The following is an 18,690-nucleotide window of genomic DNA, read 5'->3' on the forward strand; positions in this document are numbered from 1 at the left end:
TAGCTTAAATTACATGTTTGGGTAATTTGGTCCACCGGCACCTTCAGGTACAACCCAACGAATATTTTGTGAAGGATCTTTAATATCACACGTTTTACAATGCACACAATTTTGTGCATTAATTTGAAAACGCTTAGACCCTTCTTCTTCAATTATTTCATAAACGCCAGCAGGGCAGTAACGTTGTGCAGGCTCTGCATATTTAGGGAAGTTAACTTCTAAAGGAATAGAGGCATCTATTAATTGTAAATGACAAGGTTGCTCTTCTTCATGGTTTGTATTCGATAAAAATACAGAAGAAAGCTTATCAAAACTTAAAACACCATCCGGTTTAGGGTAGCTAATTTCTTTAGCATCAGAGGCTAAATCAAGTTGCGCATAATCTTTATGGTCGTCTTTCATGGTGAAAAACAAATTACCATTAAATAAGTTCTGTTCTAGCGTATTAAATGCACCACCCCAGAAATTACCTAGCTTATGAATAGCAGGCCCGAAATTACGTGAACGGAATAATTCATCATATACCCACGAATTTTTAAATTTTTCGGTATAGCTGCTTAATTCACTTTCAGGGGCTTCTGCGTTTTTAGAAAGGGCATCAATAATAGCTTCAGCGGCCAACATGCCTGATTTCATAGCCGTATGATTGCCTTTAATTTTGGCAAAATTGAGTGTACCTGCTTCACAGCCTACTAATATGCCACCCGGGAACGTCATTTTAGGTAAAGAATTAAAGCCACCTTTTGCAATTGCACGGGCGCCGTAAGATACACGCTTACCGCCTTCCAAATATTGCTTAAAGACAGAGTGGTGTTTTAACTGTTGGAATTCGTCAAACGGGCTCAAATACGGGTTGCTGTAATTCAAATCGACAATAAGGCCTACAAACACCTGATTATCTTCTGCATGGTAGAGATAACTACCACCAGTTTCGTCATTTAGCGGCCAACCAGCACTATGTACGACTAGACCAGGCTGATGTTTAGCAGGGTCGATATCCCAAATTTCTTTGAAGCCTATCGCGTAATGTTGTGGCGACGCGTCTTTATCAAGTGAGAAGTGCTCGATAAGATCTTTACCTAAATGCCCACGGCAACCTTCTGCAAATACGGTGTATTTCGCTCGAAGTTCCATGCCCGGCATATAGCCATCTTTGGGTTGGCCATCTGCGCCAACACCCATGTCACCCGTTAATACACCACCCACACTGCCGTCGTCATTATAAATGACCTCTGAAGCTGCGAAGCCAGGGAAAACTTCCACACCCAGTTGTTCCGCTTGTTCAGCTAACCAACGACAGACGTTGCCCATCGACACAATGTAGTTACCATCGTTATGCATGGTTTTAGGGGTAATCGCGTTTGGTAGGCGTTTTGATGATGATTCACTATTCAATAAATAAATATGATCTTCGGTCACTGGGGTGTTCAAAGGTGCGCCTTTTTCCTTCCAATCTGGAAAAAGTTCGTTCATTGCTCTAGGCTCAAATACCGCACCTGAGAGAATATGTGCACCCACTTCAGAGCCTTTTTCGACAACACAGACCATGAGTTCTTGGTTGTTTTCATTGGCAAGCTGCATAAGCTTGCAGGCGGTTGATAGTCCAGCTGGGCCGGCACCGACGATGACTACGTCAAACTCCATCGATTCTCGTTCCACGGGTGGCTCCTTATGTTCGATTTTTTATAGTGCACTATTGATGAAACAAATAATGCGATGTGTCAAAAACATGTAAATTAATTGTCGTCCTGAAAGGTAATCTAGGTTGACGTTTACGTCAACAGTAAGTACATTGCAGGGAGTTTACGTTAACGTTAACTAGCAGCACAAATACTGTGCAAGTAAACGTGGTGTTAATGATATTTTGGGTCTAGCCTTTTGAAAATGTCTTCGCCGCAACGCAAAGTTAGCGTAAAGCACATTGTTTAAGTTTCAGAATGCGTGGTGAAGTAACGCTGTTTCCTTAACCGCTTATTAGCATGGAATAGCAACATACACCGACGAACTCAACAATTGAGGTAAATATGAAAATACTCGTCCCGGTCAAACGCGCGATCGATTATAACGTTAAAGTAAGAGTGAAGGCCGATAACTCTGGCGTCGATCTTACTAACGCTAAAATGGCCATTAACCCTTTTTGCGAAATTGCTGTTGAAGAAGCAGTAAGACTAAAAGAGAAAGGGATAGCGACAGAAATCGTAGTGGTTTCTATTGGCGATAAAAGCTGCCAAGAACAAATTCGTACTGCGTTAGCACTAGGCGCCGACCGCGGTATTCAAATTGATACAGACCAAAACCTAGATTCTCTTCAAGTGGCTAAGCTGCTTGCTAAAGTTGTTGAAGAAGAACAGCCTCAGTTGGTGGTGTTAGGTAAACAAAGTATTGATTCAGACAATAACCAGACTGGGCAAATGCTTGCTGCATTAACCGGTATGCCTCAAGGCACCTTTGCATCAGAAGTAGCGGTAGACGGAACAAGCGTTAACGTTACCCGTGAAGTTGATGGCGGTTTACAAACCGTTGCCTTAACGTTACCTGCTGTTGTGACTACCGATTTACGTTTGAACGAACCTCGCTATGCTTCGCTGCCAAACATTATGAAAGCGAAACGCAAGCCGCTAGATGTTAAAGCAGCTGCCGACTTCGGTGTGGCACTTGAATCTAACGTAAAAGTACTCAAAGTAACGCCGCCGCCTCAACGTGAAGGTGGAGTGAAAGTTGCGGATGTTGCTGAGTTGGTTGAAAAACTTAAGAATGAAGCAAAGGTGATCTCATGACAGTTCTTGTATATGCCGAGCACGACAATGCTAGCTTGAAGTCAGAAACTGCTAAAATGGTTCATGCTGCAGCGAAAATGGGCGGCGACATTCATGTGCTTGTAGCGGGTGAAGGTTGTCAGGCTGTTGCTGACAGTGCTGCGCAAATTGACGGTGTAAGCAAAGTATTGCTTATCGACAATGCAGTATACAAATACCAGCTTGCTGAAAACGTTGCTGATCTTGTTTTATCACTTGCTGATGATTACAGCCATTTATTAGCGGCCGCTACCACTACAGGTAAGAACTTCATGCCTCGTGTTGCTGCACTTTTAGATGTTGCTCAAATTTCTGACATCATTGGTGTTGAAAGCGAAGATACCTTTATTAGACCTATTTATGCTGGTAACGCTATTGCGACTGTACAATCTTCTGATAGCAAAAAGGTGATCACCGTACGGGCAGCTTCATTTGATGCGGCTACAACAGGTGGAAGTGCTGAAGTAACGACACTAGATGTGGTTAAAGAAAGCGAAAAATCTAGCTTCGTCTCTGAAGAGCTTACTGAGTCTGAGCGTCCTGAACTAACCGCTGCTGAAGTGGTTATCTCTGGTGGTCGTGGAATGCAAAACGGCGAAAACTTCAAGTTGCTTGAAGGTATTGCTGACAAACTTGGTGCTGCTATTGGTGCATCACGTGCCGCAGTTGATGCGGGCTTTGTACCAAATGACATGCAGGTAGGCCAAACCGGTAAAATTGTTGCACCGCAGCTGTATATTGCTGTAGGTATTTCTGGTGCCATTCAGCACCTTGCCGGTATGAAAGACTCTAAAGTCATTGTTGCTATTAACAAAGACGAAGACGCGCCTATTTTTCAGGTAGCGGATTATGGTCTTGTTGGCGATTTATTTGATGTGTTGCCTGAACTAGAAAACACACTGTAAATACAACGCGTTTATAAAAATCAAAAAAGGCTGCTTTTGAAAGCAGCCTTTTTTAATGCTCGCAGTCACCGTTAGAAACCGCAGGCGAGGGCAGTGTTAAACACGAACCACAGAATTATCTTCGCTTCCTATGGTAGAGGGTAGATATGCATCTGCGGCCCAATCGTTTTCCCACAAATCACCATCGAGTAAATAGCGAAATTGGTACTCATGGTCGGTTTCTAGATTGATAGTCAGCGTAAAATCGCCGCTCTTTAGTTTTTTCATCGACAGAGGTTGCTTGTCCCATTCGGTAAAGTCACCCACTAAGCTAGCCTCATCGGCATTTTTTGCTTCTTCAGCTGAAAGGCGGAATGTTACTTTACAAACGGGTTTAGATTTCAGGTATTGCTTTTTTAGGCTCATGACAGGTCATCCCTTTTAGCGTAACAAATTCGTTGTTGCATCGATAAGTGCAACTTTTCCTGCGAGTGTGCAGGTGTTTAAATAATCAACGATTATTACTCATTTAGCAATCTTACATTTAAATTCTGTGCGGATTTTTTTATATTACGGTGAGTAGCGCAATAATGAGTTAAATAATTCACAATTTTTAACAAACGAAGACAAGCGCTTCACGTCGAAACACATTACACTAGAACCAATAAAAAAATAATAAATCACGTATAGCTTTAACCCTTTGTTCGCCAGACAAATTTCACTTATACAGGTAGGTGAGCCTCGCTTCATCGGTTAAACTTTAGTACTACGTTTTATAGGGAAAATAATGAAAAACTCCATCTGGATAAAAAGCGGTATTCCTCTTATCATCATACTGGTCGCGTTTGTAATTGCGGCAATTATGATTTCCTCACGTAAGCCTCCAGAGCAAATTCCCGTTGAAACGCAAGCTTTCCTTGTTGATGCCAAATCAATGAGTTACGAACCTGTCAGCTTCGTGGTCGATTCTCAGGGCAACGTAGTACCTCGTAATAAAACATCGCTTAGTGCACAAGTCAGTGGGCGAGTAGTTAGTTTGTCCGATAAATTCATTGTTGGGGGCATGTTCAAAAAAGGGGATGTGCTAATTACGCTTGAACAAGATGACTACCGCACTGAAGTGAAGCTTGCCGAAGCTGAACTAGCTCAAGCACATGCTGCGCTTGAAGAAGAACTCGCAAGAGGGAAAGTAGCAGAACAAGAATGGCGTTCAGTAAGCAGTGTTGTGCCGCCTGAGCTTGGCTTGCGTAAGCCTCAATTAGCCAAAGAGCAAGCCAATGTTAAAGCCTCAGAAGCAAAACTAGAGCGTGCCAAGCGTAACCTTGAGCGTACCAAAATTAGAGCCCCATACAATGGCATAGTGGTTGAGCGAAACATCGATTTAGGTCAATTTATTTCAGCAGGCGCCACAGTAAGCACCGTTTACTCAACTGACACCGCCGAGGTACGTTTACCCATAACCGATAAAGACTTGATGTTTGTAAATATTGGTAACCAATCTAACCATCAATCTGATGTCACATTAAACGCGACGGTAGGCGGTAAAAATAGAACTTGGACTGGTAAGTTAGTTCGTTCTGAAGGTATTTTGGATTCAGGCAGCCGCGTACTTTATGCTGTGGTTGAAGTTAAAGACCCTTATCAATTTAATGGTGGTGACAATGCGCCACTTCGCTTCGGCCAATTCGTTCAGGCCGAAATTGTGTCTCATCAAAAGCAAAACTTAACCGTGCTGCCGCGCTCGATATTGCGCCTTGATAACACAGTGCTAACCGTTAACGATAACCGCGAGATTGAAATTGTACCGGTAGACGTAGTACGTACCACAGCAGAACAAGCTTTCATTGGTGGCGGCTTAAACAGTGGCGCGCTGGTAGTAACCAGTGCGGTTCCGAATCCCTACAATGGCATGAAAGTAAGACTGCCAGGTGATGAGCTTGCTATGCCACCAGAAGCAGAGAACGATAAAGAGGAAGACACTCAATCAGTAGGCGTTAAAGAAGATGCTACTGAAAGCAGCCCTGCTTCTTCTGGGGGTAACTAATGAGTCAAATTGATACGCAAAAAGGGTTAATTGCTTGGTTTGCGCGCAACAATGTTGCGGCAAACTTGTTGATGTGGCTGCTAATAGTTGGCGGGCTATTTGGTGCTTTTAGTATACAAAAACAAGTTTTCCCTAGTTTTGAAATAGATATCATCAACGTTCGCGTGCCGTATTTAGGTGCTGCGCCTCAAGAAGTAGAAGAGGGCGTGATCCTAAAAATAGAAGAGTCGATTAAAAATCTAGAAGGGATTAAACAAGTTACCTCTACCGCGGTAGAGGGGATGGGTACGGTCAGTATTCAAGTTGAAGAAGATTACGACATTCAATCTTTACTCGATGAAGTGAAGGTGCAAGTTGATGCTATCCCTCTTTTTCCAGCCGATACAGAAAAGCCGGTTATCTATCGTCAAAAAATTCAGCAAGACGTTATTTGGATATCTGTGTTTGGCGATGCTAGCGAACGTGAACTAAAAGAGTTTGCTAAAGATATTCGTGATGATGTCGCCAATCTTCCAGGTATTTCAAGCGTGCAAGTTGTTGGGGCTAGAGACTACGAAATATCGGTTGAATTGTCTGAGGTAGACCTACAAAAATACAACCTGACCTTTGCAGATGCGGTCAGTCGTTTAAGTCAGTCGAGTATTGATTTACCTGGTGGGTCTATTCGCACAGAAAATGGCGACATTCTGCTTAGAACGAAAGGGCAGGCTTACACTGGCTGGGATTTCTCTCAAATAGTGTTAGTCACCAATGCCGACGGTACCCGAGTTACGTTAGGCGATGTTGCTTACATTAATGATGGCTTTATTGAAAACAACCAATATGCATTATTCGATGGAAAACCAGCGGTTAGCCTTCGCGTGCAAGCGGTGGGTGATCAAAATGCATTAGAAATATCCGAACAAGTCAACGGCTACATCGATGAGAAAAAGAAGGATTTTCCAGCCCATATTTCCGCTGACACATGGGGAGATAGTTCGTTTTATCTAGCGGATAGATTGAACATGATGCTTGAAAATATGTTCTTTGGTGGCCTGTTGGTGTTCTTAGTACTGTCGTTGTTCTTGAGAATAAAGCTCGCGTTTTGGGTTATCGTTGGCCTGCCGGTTTGTTTTCTAGGTACGTTGTTAGTTATGCCTATTGATATGCTTGGTGTGTCTATCAATATGCTGAGTTTATTTGCCTTTATTCTTGTGCTTGGAATAGTGGTGGACGATGCCATTATTATGGGGGAGTCGGCCTATTCCGAAATTGATCAAAAAGGGCACAGTACCGAAAATGTGATTGCAGGCGTTAAGAAAGTGGCTATGCCTGCCACCTTTGGTGTACTTACTACCATAGCGGCATTCTCACCTATGTTAATGGTATCTGGGCCCTTTGGCGTCATTTGGAAAACCATAGGGCTTGTGGTGATCATTTGCTTAGTGTTTTCACTTATTGAATCGAAGCTTATTCTCCCTGCACATTTAGTGCATATGAAACTAAAACCTTACGACCCAGCTAAGGCCAACAAACTGCAAAAGTTTAGAGACTTTTTTAGTGAAGGTATTAAGCGCTTTATTCACAATGTTTACGCACCATTTTTAGAAAAGACAATACGCAATCGTTACACCACGGTATCGGTCTTTTTAGCCATGCTAATTCTGACTATTGGCTTATTTGGCGGCGGCATTGTTCGATTTGTTTTCTTCCCCAGTATTCCTAGCGACTTCATGTTTGCGAGTTTCGAACTAGAGCCAGGCTCTTCACTAAAACAGCGAGACGAAGTGCTTACTGCATTACGTGAAGGCATGATGCGTATGGATGAAAAAGTGCGTGACGATACAGGTGAAGGGGTAATTAAACACTCCATGGCATTTGATAACGGTGACTTGGGTGGGGAGGTATTTGCCGAACTGACCAAAGGTGAAACTCGTACCATGGCCGATTATGAAATTCATCAGCTGTGGCGCGATGAAATGTCTGAAATTCCAGGTGTTAAGACATTCAGTATTGGCGCCCCTGGTGGTCCAGGTGGTGGTGCCGATCTTAGCTTTGAGTTTAGCTCTGGTGATATTGCGTCGTTAAGAGCCGTAAGTGATGAATTAAAAAGTATTTTGTCGGGTTACGATGGTGTAACCGATATTAATGATACGTTCTCAGGTGGTAGTGAGGAAATTCAATTAGCATTGAAACCTCAAGCCGACGCATTGGGTATTTCGCTACAACAACTTGGACAGCAAGTGCGTTTTGGCTTTTACGGTGCGGAAGTTCAGCGTATTCAACGTGACGATGAAGAAATTAAAGTCATGGTGCGTTACCCAAGAGCAGAACGCAGTTCAATTGAGCATTTGGAAAATATGCGTATTCGTGCGCTGAACGGCCAAGAAATACCTTTCCAGCAAGTGGCTAGCTTTACCGTAGGTGAGGGGTTTGATTCTATCATTCGTGTAGATGGCAGCCGTTCAGTTACTGTAACCGCCGTGGTAGACAAGGCGTTGATGGATCCGTCTGAAATTACAGGTGAGGTTATCGAATCTGTTATGCCTGATTTGTTAGCACGCTACCCTAAAGTGGATTTCCAATTACAAGGAAATGCAAAAGAACAAGCTGATGCAATGATGAGTTTGGCGCAGGGTTTATTATTTGCCTTATTTGCGATTTACGCGCTATTGGCTATACCCCTTAAATCTTACAGCCAACCGTTTATCATTATGTCAGTCATACCTTTTGGTGTGGTAGGCGCTATTATTGGGCATTTAGTATTAGGCATGGCGGTAAGTGTACTGTCGATTTGTGGCATTATTGCGTTATCAGGGGTTGTCGTTAACGACAGCTTGATTATGGTGGACTTTGTTAACCGAGCTCGCCAAGAAGGTCATTCACTGATGCGCGCAGCCATTAGTGCTGGTACGCAGCGTTTCCGCGCGATTATATTAACCTCATTGACAACCTTTATGGGGCTAATGCCAATCGTGTTTGAGCGAAGCCTACAGGCACAAATTGTTATTCCTATGGCAATTTCATTGGCCTTCGGTATTTTGTTTGCCACGATTATTACCTTACTACTAGTACCTGCCTTGTACCTCATATTAAATGACATTAAAAATGTATTTAAAGGTAGAAAGCATACTGAGTCAGTTAGTACAGTGTCTGTTGAGCAGCAGTAATACGCGCTAATAACCAGAAAAATTGTTGTGTAGTTTATTAAATGGATTATAAAAACACCGCATTGGTTCGCCATTGCGGTGTTTTTGTTTGCATTTTGTACAATCGGTTGTATACTGTATAGATAAACAGTATTCAGGTGAACGCGATGACAACAGGTGTAAAAGCAGTTGATCAACTTATTGAAAAGTTCGGGATCTTATCTTCGCCAGGGCAAAATCAGTTCCAGCGCTTAACGCATTTATTTGGTGGTGACAAACGGGCTGACTCGTTGCCTTTTTGTATGTATCAAAAAGTCATGGGCGCGCCTGTATCTCGTCGATTTACTGTCCACCACTTTTATTTGCCCTACAAAAACTGCAAGTTAGCCACTTTCATGTTTAATGAAAAAGGGGAGTTAATTGAACAAGTTTATTTTACTAAAATGTCTCGGATGGTGAATGTTTGCCGCAAGTTGCAGCGTATGCTCTTGCAAGAAAGAGTATTGCAAGGAAGGCAACAACAAGGAAGGCTACAGCAGGAAAGTGAGTGGGTGCATACCGAGCAATTTGCGGCCTAATCACTTATGCAGATGAAGTGTAAGCCATAAACATGAAAGCCTAGAGTAAGTGGCAAGTACGTAAAGATGATCACCTAAAGAAGATTACCTAAAAGACAGTCACCAAAAAACAAATGCCTACGAGCACATGGCCAAGCAGGCAAGGATAAATTGCCAAGGTTAGAAGGCCCAAGGTAAAAGTAGAGAACAAAAAAGCGAAGGGGCGGTAGAACGACACCTTCGCTTTTTTAAATTTATCAATCTTAAAAACGGAATGTGATAAGGCTTAAAGTAAAAGTGCAGAATAGGGCTGCACTTTTAAGCTATATCAACATTGCGCTTAGTAGAAAGAGTATTTCACTTCAACACCAAGAATACGTGGTTCGTTCACAATACCGGTAAGGTTTGCGAAGTCGATTGCACCTTTAACGTTATCTTCATCGGTAATGTTACGACCAAACAAGGCTACTGTGTAGTTATGTTCGAAGTTTTCGTAACCAATACGTAAACCGCCTTCAAAGTTGTCATCAGTCGTAAATTCAACCGCTTCGTAAAGGAAGAGGTTAGTTTCGCCTTGGAAAGCCCAATCAGTGAAGATAAAGAATTCGCCGTCGTCACCCATTGGTACTGTGTAACGTGCGGTAAAGTTAAAGATTGATTCTGGCGCTTGAGGGAATGGGTTACCATCAATTGATGCTGAGAAGCCATCGGCGCGAGGATCTAATACTGTGCAGTAACCTGTGAAGTCTGCATCAGCACTTGTACCACAAGGTGCAACAGTTAATGTATCGTCTTTAATTTCTGTGTGGTTATAACTATAACCAGCAGTGAAAGTAAGTTCGTCTGTCGCTAGCCATTGGGCATCAACTTCAAACCCGTAGGCTTCCCCTTTGTCGGCATTTACCAGTGCCGTAAAGTTGTTACCACCACCAATGGCGGAGAACTGCATGTCGTCTACTGTATAGTAGAAAGCAGCAGCATTTAAGCGCAAAGTATCATCTAGCAAGTCAGACTTAACGCCTACTTCAAATGAGTTAATGGTTTCTGCTTCAGCTACAGAAGGAGATCCTTCAAAGGCTACATCGCGGCCTTGAATGGTTTGCGCGCGAAAGCCGTTAGCATATCGAGCAAATACTGACATATCGTCAGTAACACGATAGTTGGCGCTAAGCTCATAGCTCATTTGACCGTCGTCTACGTGAATATCATCATATTCTTGTACGCTAGCAAAACCGATAAGTACCGCGAAGCCATCAACGTTTTGTTCACCAACAATAAGCGATTTGTCATCGTGAGTGTAGCGAAGGCCACCAGTAATATTTAGCTTCTCGTTAACTTGGTAAGAAGTCTGTCCAAACAATGCCCAGGTTTTGTTGTCATGGAATACGGTTGTTGCACCGAAGAAACCATCAACACTGGTTACATTGAAAGACGCGTCATAATAGAACGCACCTACCTGCCAGTTCATAGCATCTGTTGTGTTGCTTGAAAGGCGGAATTCTTGAGTGTATTGCTCTAGGTCGTTTAACTTATCTTGGGTAACGAAGTTTTGGCTCGCAATGCTATCACCGTCTACGTCACCTAAGCTGTAACCGTCAGCCGTTTCTATTGCAGAAATAGACGTGAAGGTTACGTCATCCATGTCGTATTCAAGTTTTAATGAAGTACCAAAACCGTCATATTCTTGAGGGTTGTTATCAGCACCTGTGCCTAATAGGTCACTGTCATAGCTTACGGTGTCACGATCATAACTGGCATTTAGGCCATTTTCGCCTTTATTGAAAACGTTGCCACGGAAGATAGAGGCTGTGCCTTCTAATTCACGGCCGTGTACATTTAACAATGCAGAGAAGTCGTCAGACGGTTCCCAAAGAAGCTGTAAGCGGTATGCTTTCTCGTCAAAGCCACCAAGCGCATCTTTTTGGCCTGTTGCAGCATTGTCGATGTAATCGTCACGCTCTTGTGAAAGTACAGACAAACGGGCAGATAGCTCGTCAGTTAAACCGCCGCCTACAGCGCCTTCAAAGTTCATAGTGCCATAAGAGCCAAAACCGGCTTTAGCGTAACCTTCTAAATCTTGTGTAGGTTTTACTGTATCGAACTTAATGATACCTGCTGTAGTGTTACGGCCAAACAAGGTGCCTTGTGGGCCACGTAAAACTTCAACTTGTTGCACATCAAAAAGTGGGAAGCTTTTTAGTACCACATTTTCCATTACCACTTCGTCCATGATAATAGAAACAGGCTGTGAGGCAGCTAAATCAAAGTCAGTGTTACCTAGGCCACGAATATAGAAACGTGGAGCTACGCGACCGTTTGACGATTCAGCGTAAAGCCCAGGCACACGAACGGCCAATGCAAGAATGTCTTCACCACCTGAAAATAAGCTTTCGAATTTCTCGCCACTTAGGGTCGCTACAGAAATAGGCACTTCCTGTATTGACTGGGTACGTTTTTGCGCTGTTACGGTAATTTGTTCAAGGGCAGTTTCTTTTTTTTGTATTGTTTCTGCTTCTTGAGCAACGATTGAAGTACTGAACGCTGCACTAACTGCAAGCGCCAAAGAGGCTAGTTTATGTGTTCTCATGTGTCCACCAAGAGTTTTGAATTATACTTTTGTAGTGTTTTTCGGTACAGAAAAAGCGGTCTGTACGCGGCGTAGCATTTTACACAAACTAGGTAATAAAAACTTATCATTGTTGTAAATATTTATTTTCTTATGAACTTGGCGCGGTATTGTGAAGGCGATAAACCGGTATTCTTTTTGAAAAGCCGAGTGAAAGAACTAAGGTCTTCGTAGCCCACACTATTTACAATTGATTCAAGCGGAGACAAAGACGTTTCTAAAATTTTTCGCGCTTGTTCTAATCGTAAACCTTGAAGATATTGAATAGGCGTTATTGCGCAGGCTTGCTTGAAACGCCTTATTAATGTGCGTTCAGTCATATTGTGTTCGTGGGCAACATGTTTCAGGGTGAGACGTTTCGTAAAGTGATTTTCTAAGTAATTTTGTACTGCTAACACATCTTTATCTTGGTGAAATTTATGCTGGCGACTGCTTGCATACACGGTTTGATTCGGCCTGGAAAAATCGAGTACGTGTGACTTGGCAGTATCGCTTGCCACTTGATGACCGCAATAACGTTCTATAAGCAAAATAGCCAAATCTATCCACGCCATGCCGCCACCTGCACAAAAAATAGCATCTTGTTCAGTTACCATCTTTTCAGACTGCAAATTAACATTAGGGTATCTAGAGCGAAACTTATCGGCATAGCCCCAATGGGTAGTGGCAACTTTGTTATCAAGTAATCCTGATTCTGCTAACAAGAAAGTCCCTGTGCAATTACCCGCAATATCCGCCCCTTGTTTTTGCAGCCGTTTAATATGTACAAGTTGATTCGCGTTTTCTTGTAAAACGGTATCAATATCGCCGCCAATCGTGGGGATCAGCAAGATATGGGTTTCAATGACATCTTCAATAGCAATGTTAGGGGTTAGCAGTAACTGGTTAGTACAGTGAAAAGGTTTACCGTGAAAACTCGCCAGCTGAACTTTGAATTTAGGCGTGGTGGTTTGGTTATGAATGCGCTGCCAACTGATGCCTGCAAACGCGAAAACATCGAGTGCGCCGGTAATGGCAGAAGCCAGTGCTTGATCAAACCCTAATACGGTCACGACGAAAGGTGGTTTATTCATAAAAATAATACGGTTTATTAAATACGATAACTAACAGTGATTGTTGGCGTAAATGGCCATGATTGTGTCATAAATGACAATAATGGCATGATAACGAATATGACACAATGCATTAACAATTTGCTCATGGACTTTATTATGGCTGACCAACTTATTCCCCGCCGGGAAATGCAATTCCAACTTTACGAAGTTTTAAACACACAATCACTGTGTGAAAAGGCCCGTTTTGAGGAACATAATGTAGAAACGTTTAATGCCGTTATTGATATGGCAGAAAAAATGGCTGAAGAGCTGTTTCTACCTCACAACGCTATCGCCGATAAAAATGAGCCTACTTTTGATGGCAAAAAAGTCACCATGATAGATGAGGTTAAAAAAGCCTTTGATACCTATCGTGAGTCGGGCTTTATTGCAGGTCACTTCGATTATGACGATGGCGGAATGCAATTACCCGTTACCATCATGAATGCGTGTGCAGGTTACTTCTTAGCGGCAAACCCTTCCACCACAGCGTATCCTTTTCTTACTGCTGCTGCTGCAAATGTGGTTAAGCATTTTGCTAACGAAGAAACCAAGCAAGCCTTTTTACCTAAAATGCTAACAGGTGACTTTACCGGCACTATGGCATTAACTGAGCCTCATGCCGGATCTGGGTTAGCAGATATTCGTACATCGGCGACCCTTCATGAAGATGGTACATATCGGGTGAAGGGCAGTAAGCTTTATATCTCTGCTGGCGAACACGAATTATCAGACAACATTGTTCACTTGGTATTAGCGAAAATTCCTGGCGGCCCTGCGGGTGTAAAAGGTATTTCGTTATTTGTTGTTCCTAAATACCGTTTAGATGAAAACGGAAAACCTGGCCCTCGTAACGACGTAACCCTAGCTGGGCTTATACATAAGATGGGTTATCGCGGGACGACCTCTACCGCACTTACCTTTGGTGAGAACGGTGACTGTCATGGTTATCTCGTGGGTGAGCCGCACCAAGGCTTGCGTTATATGTTCATGATGATGAACGAGGCGCGTATTGGTGTGGGTTACGGTGCAGCCATGATTGGTTATCGCGGCTATCGCTATTCACTTGAGTATGCCAAAGATCGCACCCAAGGGCGTGCCGCACCAAAGCTAGCACCAGAAGATGAAGCAACACCAATTATTAACCATGGTGATGTGCGTCGCATGTTGTTAGCGCAAAAATCTTATTGTGAAGGTGGCATGGCACTGTGTTTATATGGCAGCACCTTAATTGATGCGTTAGAGACGGAAGAAGACACCGCAAAACGCACCGAAATTTCCCAGTTACTTGAGCTACTCACCCCTGTATTTAAAGCGTGGCCTTCAGAATTTGGCCCCAAAGCTAACGACTTAGCCATTCAAATTCTTGGTGGCGCAGGTTATACCCGTGAATACCCTGTAGAACAGTGTTGGCGGGATAACCGTTTGAACCCTATTCACGAAGGAACAAACGGTATTCAAGCCTTGGATTTACTAGGCCGTAAATTATGGCAAAGCGAAGGCAAAGGGCTTCAAGTATTAATGGCCCGTGTATCTGGCGACATGAAAGCGGCTACAACACCACGAGCCCAAGCACTAGCGGCGAAACTTAAACCTTACCTTGACCAACTAGGCGGGCTTATTCAACAAGCGGCGGGTGATCTACGTTCAGATAAACAAGCTGTACTGCTTACCAACGCAAGTTGCTTTTTGAATATCTTCTCTGCCTGTGTAGTCAGTTGGATTTGGTTACGCCAAGCGAATGTGGCAGAGCAAGCACTGGTTGAAGGGGCGGGTGGTCAAGACGGCGATTTCTACGAAGGTAAAATGGCAGCCGCTGAATACTTCCTAAATTGGGAATTACCGCTAGTGAAACGTGATATAGAAGTCATTACGTCTCAAGAACCAACCTGTGAAAATGTGAAAGCCAGTTATTTTTAATAACGGCTTAAAGGGCATAACAATGACATACCAACAACGGCAAATTGCGTTAATAATTAAGGCGGAGCAATAACAATGGTGGCATCAAACGTAGAAGGGAAACATATCCTTATCACCGGTGGCGGTTCAGGTATTGGCGCGGCCTCGGCCAAAACCTTATGTGAGCGTGGAGCATTGGTCGGTGTTGCTGATTTAAATATGGATGCTGCTGAAGCCTTAGTACATGAGCTCAAAGAAGAGGGCGGTAATGCCTATGCGGTAAAAGTAGATGTTACCGAGCCTACAGAAGTGAATGCCATGTTTGAAGCGGCGTTTTCAGAGCAAGCTAAGCTAGACGTAATTATCAATAATGCGGGTATAGACCATTTCCCAGCGCCCCTTACTGAAGTAGACGATGCTATGTTCATGAAGAACATTCAGGTGAATCTAGCGGGCGTGTGGTATTGCATGAAGAATGCGCTTAAACATATGGCCGTAAATGGTGGCGGTCATATTATTAATATTGCGTCGGTAGCGGGCTTACGCTCCGCGCCTATGATCAGTGCATACAGTGCATCTAAACACGGTGTTATTGGCCTAACTAAATCGGCGGCGGTGGAATATGCCCGTGCGAATATTCGTATTAATGCGGTGTGCCCCAGCTTTGTTGACACACCGATGGTGCAGGGCGTGTTGTCTAAATTAGACGAACGTGGGCAAAAAGCCATGGTGGGGGCAAACCCCATGAAGCGTTTAGGCAAACCTGAAGAAATAGCGAATGCGATAGCATGGTTGTGTAGTGATGAGTCTTCATTCATGACAGGGCAATCGGTTGTACTTGATGGCGGCATGTTGGCCTAATCACCCAATTTCTTGCGTTTGATAAAAGTTCTTGCGTTTAATAAAAAGCGCGACAGATTTAAAAAGGGAAAACTATTATGAAAAATTTATTCGATTTAACCGGCAAAGTTGCTCTAGTAACAGGTGCTAGCCGAGGTATTGGTGAATCAATCGCCCGTCTGTTGGCGCAATATGGCGCACACGTTATTGTGTCTAGCCGTAAAATTGATGGCTGTGAAGCAGTAGCCTCTTCAATTCGTGATGCAGGTGGTAAAGCGACAGCGCTTGCCTGTCATGTTGGCGATATGGAGCAAATTACCGCTGCATTTGCGGCGATTAAGAGCGACTTCGGTAAGTTAGATATACTAGTGAACAATGCCGCAGCTAACCCGTACTTTGGTCATATCCTAGATACAGATTTAGGCGCTTACGACAAAACAGTAGACGTGAACATTCGTGGCTACTTCTTTATGTCTATTGAAGCGGGCAAAATGATGAAAGAGCAGGGCGGTGGCGTCATTCTTAACACGGCTTCAGTGAATGGTGTAACACCGGGCGATATGCAGGGTATTTACTCTATTACGAAAGCGGCGGTTATTAGTATGACGAAATCATTCGCGAAAGAATGTGGAAGCTTAAATATCCGTGTTAACGCCTTACTACCTGGTTTAACCGATACCAAATTTGCCTCTGCACTAACTTCAAATGATCAAATTTTGAAGCACGCGTTAAAAGTGATCCCACTAGGCCGTGTTGCCGACCCGGATGAAATGGCGGGTACGGTATTGTACTTAGTGTCTGACGCATCTAGCTACACCACAGGCACGACAGTGGTAGTTGATGGTGGTATGCTAGCGTAAAAACGCTAACGAGATTTTACCATGCATATATGGGTTGACGCAGATGCGTGTCCCAGTGTAATTAAAGACATACTTTTCAAGGCAGCCCGACGTACCGGCCTGCCTTTGTCTTTAGTTGCTAATCATTCTATGTCTGTTCCACCAGATAAACACATTACGTTAACTATCGTGCCTTCTGGCTTTGATGCCGCAGATGATTATATTGTTGAAAAGATAGAAGCCGGTGATTTGGTGATAACCGGCGATATTCCTTTGGCTGCCGATATTCTGGCCAAGAACGCCAAAGCCATGAATACCCGGGGCGATGAGTATGACAAATCATCCATTCGCGCTGCGCTCACTATGCGAGATTTTATGGATACCATGCGTTCAAGCGGTGAACACACGGGTGGCCCTAAAGCGTTTTCTCAGCGAGATAAACAGAATTTCGCTAATGCGTTAGATAGGATGATTACCGCAGGCACGCGTTAGTGTGCACTATTTAAAAAGAGATAGTACTAGCGGGATTGCCCACAAGAGATAGCCAAGCGACTGATACAAACAAAAAGGGCTGCGTTTTCACGCAGCCCTTTTTTATGTGTAACTAAAAACCGAGTATTTATCGTACTGAGATTTACAGTACCACGTGCTTAAAGTACCGAGACTAAGGCTTTCGCTAATGTTTCAACGTTCTCTGTGTTGATACCCGCAATGTTCACGCGGCTTGAGTCAACGAAGTAAACACTGTGCTTTTCGCGCACTTCACGCACTTGCTCCGGTGTAATACACAAGAACGAGAACATGCCTTTTTGATCGTTAACAAAGCTGAAGTCTTTTGGCGAACCATTGTCGTGAAGATTCTTAACTAGCATGGCACGTAGAGACTTCATGCGGTTACGCATTTCGTCTACTTCATTTACCCATTCTTGATTAAGCGCTTCATCAGACAGAATAATATCAACCAACGCACCGCCGTAGCTAGGTGGCATAGAGTAAATACCGCGAGCAATAGATTGAATTTGACCTTGTGCAATTTTACGCGTGGCCGTGTCAGCAGTAATGATAGCTGCAAGACCAACACGCTCACGGTATAAACCGAAGTTTTTAGAGCAAGACGCCGCAACAATCACTTCTGGTAGGTTTTCAACCAATAGACGAAGGCCATACGCATCTTCATCTAAGCCTTCACCGAAACCTAAATAAGCAACGTCAATAAAGGGGAGGAACTCACGCTCTTTAGCAACGGCCAATACTTCGTCCCACTGTGCATTAGTCAAATCTGCACCCGTTGGGTTGTGGCAGCAACCGTGAAGTAACACGATATCGCCTTTCTCAACACCACGAAGGGTATCCATCATGGCATCGAAGCGAATGCTAGCAGACGCTTTATCGAAGTACGGATAGGTTTCAATTTTAAGACCAGCCGATCCAATTAATGGAATGTGGTTAGCCCAGGTTGGGTCGCTTACCCATACTTTAGCGTTCTCGTTACAACGAACCAGTAATTCTGAAAGAATGCGAAGTGCACCACAACCACCCGGGGCTTGAACCGCGGCAACACGGTCAGCAAGCAATACAGGACTGCTCTTGCCTAATAGCAAAGTAAGCATGTTGTCGATATAACCTTGATTACCTTGTGGCGTAATATAGGTTTTGCTGGTTTCACGTTCTAACAACAGTTGTTGCGCTTTCGCTACGCTAGTAAGAATAGGGGTATTACCTTGCTCATCTTTATAAACACCGACACCTAAGTCGATTTTATGAGAATTAAGATCTTCACGATAAGCAGCTGACAAACCAAGAATTGGATCTGGGGCGAGTTGGGGTAATACTTCAAACACGATATGTCCTCGTTGCAATGCAAAAAATAGCAGGCACGCATTATGCCACCGATGGTAGAAAAAACGACCCTTTATAGTAGAAAATATGTCATTAAATCGGTATTTGTAGTGTAAAACGAAATACACATCACAAAAATCCGTCT

Annotated in this window: 14 protein-coding genes; 9 read left to right on the top strand and 5 right to left on the bottom strand. The window is 43.5% G+C overall.

What is annotated here, in order from left to right; genetic code table 11:
• Nucleotides 1-9: 9 nt before the first annotated feature.
• Nucleotides 10-1,659: an electron transfer flavoprotein-ubiquinone oxidoreductase gene (locus KYS23_RS11995; RefSeq protein WP_159530627.1), complete on the bottom strand. Its 1,650-nt coding sequence runs from the start codon at nt 1,657-1,659 to the stop codon at nt 10-12.
• 365 nt (nt 1,660-2,024) lie between these two features.
• Here KYS23_RS11995 and KYS23_RS12000 point away from each other — a divergent pair, with 365 nt between their 5' ends.
• Entirely contained in the window at nt 2,025-2,777 is a 753-nt protein-coding gene (locus KYS23_RS12000; protein WP_159530625.1) for an electron transfer flavoprotein subunit beta/FixA family protein, read from the top strand.
• Nucleotides 2,774-3,700: an electron transfer flavoprotein subunit alpha/FixB family protein gene (locus KYS23_RS12005; RefSeq protein WP_218418845.1), complete on the top strand. Its 927-nt coding sequence runs from the start codon at nt 2,774-2,776 to the stop codon at nt 3,698-3,700. The genes KYS23_RS12000 and KYS23_RS12005 overlap by 4 nt, the downstream gene beginning before the upstream one ends.
• 96 nt (nt 3,701-3,796) lie before the next feature.
• Here the strand turns inward: KYS23_RS12005 and KYS23_RS12010 are convergent, their stop codons facing one another.
• The gene (locus KYS23_RS12010; RefSeq protein ID WP_159530623.1) at nt 3,797-4,105 is read right to left on the bottom strand and encodes an isoamylase early set domain-containing protein; all 309 of its coding nucleotides are present in this window, start codon (nt 4,103-4,105) and stop codon (nt 3,797-3,799) included.
• A 361-nt stretch (nt 4,106-4,466) separates the two neighbouring features.
• Between KYS23_RS12010 and KYS23_RS12015 the strand changes: the two genes are divergently transcribed.
• The 3 genes from KYS23_RS12015 (at nt 4,467) to KYS23_RS12025 (ending at nt 9,429) form a co-directional block, all read left to right on the top strand.
• The gene (locus KYS23_RS12015) at nt 4,467-5,723 is read left to right on the top strand and encodes an efflux RND transporter periplasmic adaptor subunit (RefSeq protein WP_159530621.1); all 1,257 of its coding nucleotides are present in this window, start codon (nt 4,467-4,469) and stop codon (nt 5,721-5,723) included.
• Nucleotides 5,723-8,872, top strand: a complete 3,150-nt coding sequence (locus KYS23_RS12020) for an efflux RND transporter permease subunit (RefSeq protein WP_218418847.1) — start codon at nt 5,723-5,725, stop codon at nt 8,870-8,872. Before KYS23_RS12015 ends, KYS23_RS12020 begins: the two co-directional genes overlap by 1 nt.
• A gap of 146 nt (nt 8,873-9,018) precedes the next feature.
• Nucleotides 9,019-9,429 (top strand): hypothetical protein, encoded by a 411-nt coding sequence (locus tag KYS23_RS12025; protein WP_218418849.1) that lies wholly within the window; start codon nt 9,019-9,021, stop codon nt 9,427-9,429.
• A 319-nt stretch (nt 9,430-9,748) separates the two neighbouring features.
• Here KYS23_RS12025 and KYS23_RS12030 read toward each other — a convergent pair whose 3' ends face one another.
• Both KYS23_RS12030 and KYS23_RS12035 read right to left on the bottom strand, forming a co-directional pair.
• A complete protein-coding gene (locus KYS23_RS12030; protein WP_218397182.1) occupies nt 9,749-11,995 on the bottom strand; it encodes a TonB-dependent receptor in 2,247 nt (748 codons plus the stop codon).
• 122 nt (nt 11,996-12,117) lie between these two features.
• Nucleotides 12,118-13,107, bottom strand: coding sequence for a GlxA family transcriptional regulator (locus tag KYS23_RS12035; RefSeq protein ID WP_218418851.1), 990 nt, complete (start codon nt 13,105-13,107; stop codon nt 12,118-12,120).
• 138 nt (nt 13,108-13,245) lie between these two features.
• Here KYS23_RS12035 and KYS23_RS12040 point away from each other — a divergent pair, with 138 nt between their 5' ends.
• The 4 genes from KYS23_RS12040 to KYS23_RS12055 all read left to right on the top strand — a co-directional run bounded on the left by KYS23_RS12040 (nt 13,246) and on the right by KYS23_RS12055 (nt 17,198).
• Entirely contained in the window at nt 13,246-15,048 is a 1,803-nt protein-coding gene (locus tag KYS23_RS12040) for an acyl-CoA dehydrogenase (protein WP_218397178.1), read from the top strand.
• 75 nt (nt 15,049-15,123) lie between these two features.
• A complete protein-coding gene (locus KYS23_RS12045; RefSeq protein WP_159530610.1) occupies nt 15,124-15,888 on the top strand; it encodes an SDR family NAD(P)-dependent oxidoreductase in 765 nt (254 codons plus the stop codon).
• 77 nt (nt 15,889-15,965) lie between these two features.
• Nucleotides 15,966-16,727, top strand: a complete 762-nt coding sequence (locus KYS23_RS12050; RefSeq protein WP_159530608.1) for an SDR family oxidoreductase — start codon at nt 15,966-15,968, stop codon at nt 16,725-16,727.
• Nucleotides 16,728-16,748: 21 nt separating this feature from the next.
• Nucleotides 16,749-17,198 carry a YaiI/YqxD family protein gene (locus KYS23_RS12055; protein ID WP_013784278.1) on the top strand — a complete coding sequence of 150 codons (450 nt, stop codon included), beginning with the start codon at nt 16,749-16,751 and terminating at the stop codon, nt 17,196-17,198.
• A gap of 158 nt (nt 17,199-17,356) precedes the next feature.
• Here the strand turns inward: KYS23_RS12055 and KYS23_RS12060 are convergent, their stop codons facing one another.
• Nucleotides 17,357-18,547: an amino acid aminotransferase gene (locus KYS23_RS12060; protein WP_218397176.1), complete on the bottom strand. Its 1,191-nt coding sequence runs from the start codon at nt 18,545-18,547 to the stop codon at nt 17,357-17,359.
• Between the last annotated feature and the right edge of the window lie 143 nt (nt 18,548-18,690).

The sequence above is a fragment of the Alteromonas lipotrueae genome, from assembly GCF_019249255.1.
Lineage (GTDB): Bacteria > Pseudomonadota > Gammaproteobacteria > Enterobacterales > Alteromonadaceae > Alteromonas > Alteromonas lipotrueae.